Here is a 219-nt window from a genome sequence, read left to right on the forward strand (position 1 = left end):
CGAGCGCGGCCCGCGCGGGGTCGGCGTCGGGGGCGGTGTCGTCCAGCCAGCCCGCGCGGACCGCTTCGGCCGTCTCCTGCTCGACCTCGGTGAGGCGCTGGCGCAGGTGCCCGATCTCGCTGCGGGCCCGCTGGGCGTCGGTCGCGGCGGACGTGGAGTCGCGGTACGCGGCGTCGCTGACCTCCTGGAGCGCGGCGGAGCGCTCCTCCTCCTCGTTGG

Annotated in this window: 1 protein-coding gene; it reads right to left on the reverse strand. The window is 78.1% G+C overall.

Features of this window, described 5'->3' with window-relative positions:
* On the reverse strand, nt 1-219 hold a 219-nt coding region (locus tag GT030_RS26785), incomplete at both ends, for a hypothetical protein (RefSeq protein WP_161203312.1).

This window comes from Streptomyces sp. SID1328 (assembly GCF_009865595.1).
Taxonomy (GTDB): Bacteria; Actinomycetota; Actinomycetes; order Streptomycetales; family Streptomycetaceae; genus Streptomyces; species Streptomyces griseoluteus.